Here is a 4218-nt window from a genome sequence, read left to right as displayed (position 1 = left end):
AACGTCGGCTACCTGGCGGCGGTGGTCGTGGACCTCGCCGGAACGGTCCTCGTGCAGCGCCTCGTGGAGCGCGACCTGCGTCGCTCCGATCCGGCCGCGGTCCTGCGCCGCCTCGAGGATCTCGGGGAGGAGGCGCTCGGCACTTTGCCGGCCGCCCTGCGGGGGGAGGAGGGCGAGGCGCTCGAGGCGCCCGTCCTCGTCGGCGCCGGCCTCGCGCTGCCCGGGATCGTGTCGGCCGACTCCGGTCTGCTCGTCCGGGCTCCGAACCTCGACTGGTCACAGGTGGACATCGTCGGCGGGCTGGACGCGGATCGACTCGGTGGGGTGGTCCCGAGCATCGGCAACGAGGCGAACCTTGCCGCGATGACGGTGACCGAGTCGCGGCCCGGCCACCCGTCGGGACTGCGCGACTTCATCTACCTCTCGGGCGAGACGGGCATCGGTGGTGCCGTCGTCATCGACGGGTTCCCCCTCGGCGGGCGCCATGGCTGGGCCGGAGAGATCGGCCACGTCTCGGTCGACCCCGCCGGGCCGGCCTGCCCGTGCGGGTCGACCGGGTGCCTCGAGCAGTACGCGGGGAAGCGGGCTCTGCTCGGCGCTGCGGGGCTCGAGCCGGACGCCCCTGCCGACCTGCTCGTGGACCGGTTCCGGGCTGGTGACCCCGCGGCCGCCTCGGCAGTCGACCGGGCGGCATGGGCGCTGGGCTGCGCGCTCGCCGATGTGGTCAACGTCGTCGACGTGCCAGTCATCGTGCTCGGTGGGCACCTGCGTGACGTCGCCGAGGTGCTCCGGCCGCGACTCGAGGCAACCCTGCGCCGGCGGGTCCTGTCGGCGCGGTGGACCACCCCGAGCGTCGAGCTGGCGCCCCGCGTGGCGGCACCCGGGGCACTCGGAGCGGCCTATGTGGCCCTCGACGCCGTGGTGGCCGACCCGGCGCGGTGGCTGCCCTGACGGCGGCTGTCGCGGGGGTTGATCGCGAGCGGCCGCCACACCGCCTCGGTCTTCCAGCGGATCGTCCGCCCGAGGGGCCACGCCTGACCTGCGGCGGCGGGTGTGTGCGGGTTTGGTCGCCAGGGCGACACAAAGGGCACACACCTGGTCCGGCTCGCAGCCGGATCAGTCCCAGGTGAACATCCGGCCGGTCGCCGCACGGTCGCGCAGGTCGATGAGCTCGGCCCGCATGGAGCTGACGAGCAGGTCGGGCGTGCCGAGGTTCGGGCCGTGCTCGTCATACGACGCCGACGGGAGGCCACGCATCAGGACGTGGGCCCGCTGGGACACGCTCCCCTTGAGGCCGAAGTGGGCGAGCAGGTCCTGCGCCGTCATCGACGAGCCGCCACGGGCGACCAGGTGGTTCGCGCGCCCGATCGTCCACACCACCGCGGCGGCGGCCGTCTCGGCACGGCCCGCCCTGCGGAAGACGCCCGGTTCTGCAGCCGCGACCCGGGCCAGGTAGCGCCGGCACGCCGTGCGGAACTCGACACCGAACGACCGGTCCGCGAAGTCGTCGACGAGTCTGCGCACCTGCTCGACCCGGTCCCGGATGTCCTCGGGGAGCTGGGACGCGTCGAACGGTTCGTCGGGGAGCGGGGTGTCGTCGAGCGACTGCAGCTCGTCAGGGCCACCGACCTTGCGGGCGGCGTCGGCCAACAACCTGTCGATAACCTCCTGGTCCGTGATGGTGAGGGAGAGGCGGCCGCTGCCCTGGTTGGCTGCCTCTCCGGGGTCGGCACCGATCACGTTGATCTCGAAGTCGCCCAGGCCACCCGTCAGGTTGTCGTAGTCGATGAGCGCCCGGCGCAGCGCCTGGGCCTGTGCGGACAGGGCGATGTCGAGATACCGCGGCATGGTGGCTCGGGCGGCGCGGAGGAGGCCGTCCCGCTGTTTCGAGGTCCGGTTCGTCCGGCGGCAGGCGAACCTGAGGTAGGCCTCGAGCACGGGCTGCATCCGGTGGGCGGTCTTCGGGTCGGGGAGAGCCACCGAGGGCAGGTACTGGTCGAGCAGCTCACGGACGCGGCCCGGAGACCACTCCAAGGGATCCTGCGCCCCGAGCAGGCCGGCATAGTCGACGATGGTCTGGAGAGCGGCGTCGTCGTGGACGTCCTCGGGGTCGAAGCCGATCGCCGCCCCCTCGTCCGACTCGGCGAAGTCGTCGATGACGTCGTCGGCGTCGGGGCCGAGAGGCCGAGCACCCAGGTGGAGGTCCGGGAACCCCGGCAGGGAAGTCGTGGACGGGTCGGGCGTCCCTCCGGCGGGCATCAGGCCGAGGAGCCACTCGAGGAACGGCCGGCCGCTCGGCCACGTGTCGTTCTCCTCGTCGATCGGGCGGTCCTCCCCGTTGGCGATGCTCTCCTCGAGGGTCGCGCGGGCGGTGGCGAGGTCGAGCTGCCGGAACGTGAGGGAGAGGCCGTCCGGGGCGGCCGCTTGCATCCGGGTCGCGGCCGCCGCGAGCGGCTCGGCAGTCGGGAAGGCGTCCTTCACGCCCCGGCCGAGCCCCTCGTCGAAGACGACGTAGGTGGCGAGGTCCCCGCCCGGCCAGCGGTACTCGACGAGGAAGTTCTGCCCGGGCTCCGTCTCGAAGCCGATGCTGGCCGCGTCGGTGATGGTGGTCTCGGGAAGCCGGCTGACCCAGGTCGGCATCGGCTGCAGGCGCCTTTCGACCGTGCTGGCGGCTCGGGCCCGCATCGGGTGCCGCGGGGCGAGCGCGGCCAGGATGTGCAGGGCCGCGGTGGTCTCCGGCATATCGAGGTCGATGAAGGTGTCGATGAGGTCCTCGAGGGCGGCCGGCGACCGGTCCTCGAAGCCATAGCGCCCATCGGTGGCAGCAACGATCGACGAGACGAAGGCGAGCAGCGCCATCGGGTCGCGGTCGCGCATCCGGATGCGGATCTGGTGCATGAGCGGGTGCAGCTCCGCCTCCGCCTCGACGCGCTGCTCCACCTCGTCGCTGTGCACCAGCCGCAGGCGCGCGTCGCCTCCCCTGCGGTTCTTCCCTCGCTTCGCCACTGACTCATCCTTACACCCGAAACTCGCCCCACGGTCGACTGAGCACCCCGCCCCACCCGCCCCAAGTCTGCTGAGGCGGGTGGGACGAACTGCTCACTCGACGTCAGGAAGTGTCACGTCGAGTGAGCGCCCGGTCGCAGGGGTCTCAGGCGTCCCAACTCTGCTGAGGCGGGTGGGACGAACTGCTCACTCGACGTCAGGAGGTGGCCCCCCGTCGAGTGAGCGGTCCGTCGCAGGTGTCCCACCGGTCCCGAACCTGCTGGGGCGGGTGGGACGAACTGCTCACTCGACGTTGAGGGCGAGTGAGCGGTCCGTCGCACGCGTCTCACGCGACACGCGCGCAGCGCACGGGGCCCCTGCGTGAGCCCAGCGGCATACCTCTGAAATGCTGCTTCCGTCCGCACGACGACGTGCGGTGAGGAACCGGGAGGACAGCAGGTGAGTCTGGGCTTCGCGCCGACGTCGCGCTTCGTCGACGGCGGCATCTCGCACTGGTGGCGCGACCTCGGCGAGCCGGAGCGGCGACCGCCGCTGGCCGGCGACTGCTCGGTCGATGTTGCGATCGTCGGCGCCGGCTACACCGGGCTGTGGACCGCCTACTACCTCAAGCAGCTGCAGCCTGACCTGCGAATCATCCTGCTGGAGAAGGAGTTTGCCGGTTTCGGCGCATCGGGACGTAACGGTGGTTGGCTGAGTGCCGAGCCGCCGGGACAGCTCGGCCGCTACGCGAGCGCGCGCGGGACCGACGCTGCCGTGCGGCTGCAGCGGGAGATGTTCCGCACCGTCGACGAGGTCGTGGCCGTCGCCGACCGCGAGGGCATCGACGCGCACGTGGTCAAGGACGGCGTCCTGCACATCGCGACCAACCCGGCCCAGCAGGAGCGCCTGGGCGCCCAGCTCGAGGACCTGCGGCGGTATGGCTGGGGACCGGACGACCTCTGGCAGCTGACCGCAGCCGAGGTGGGGGAGCGCGTGCGGATCCCGGGTGCGACAGGCGCGCTCTTCAGCCCGCACTGCGCCCGGATCCATCCCGCGCTGCTGGCTCGCGGGCTCGCGGACGTCGTCGAGCGATCGGGGGTCACCATCGCGGAGGGGACGACGGTCACCGAGATCGCGCCGGGCCGAGCCGTGACAGACCATGGCACCGTGCAGGCCCGGTTTGTCATCCGGGCCCTCGAGGGGTTCACGGCCGGGCTCACGGGTCACCGCCGG

At 72.3% G+C, this 4218-nt stretch carries 3 protein-coding genes; 2 read left to right on the top strand and 1 reads right to left on the bottom strand.

What is annotated here, in order from left to right:
- Window positions 1-951 (top strand): ROK family protein (locus ACTHJJ_RS10280; protein WP_440302848.1); only part of this gene is annotated, 951 nt, incomplete at its 5' end.
- 165 nt (window positions 952-1116) lie between these two features.
- On the opposite strand, the gene ACTHJJ_RS10275 is transcribed toward ACTHJJ_RS10280, so the two are convergent.
- On the bottom strand, window positions 1117-3006 hold the full coding sequence (locus ACTHJJ_RS10275; RefSeq protein ID WP_440302847.1) for a DUF6398 domain-containing protein: 1890 nt from the start codon (window positions 3004-3006) through the stop codon (window positions 1117-1119).
- Between the two features lie 438 nt (window positions 3007-3444).
- Here ACTHJJ_RS10275 and ACTHJJ_RS10270 point away from each other — a divergent pair.
- Window positions 3445-4218: NAD(P)/FAD-dependent oxidoreductase (locus tag ACTHJJ_RS10270; RefSeq protein ID WP_440302846.1), on the top strand; the 774-nt coding region annotated here is incomplete at its 3' end.

The organism is Intrasporangium sp. (genome assembly GCF_051961875.1).
Classification (GTDB): Bacteria; Actinomycetota; Actinomycetes; order Actinomycetales; family Dermatophilaceae; genus Intrasporangium_A.
The sequence above is the reverse complement of the archived record's forward strand: the minus strand, read 5'-3'. Positions and strand labels throughout refer to the sequence as shown.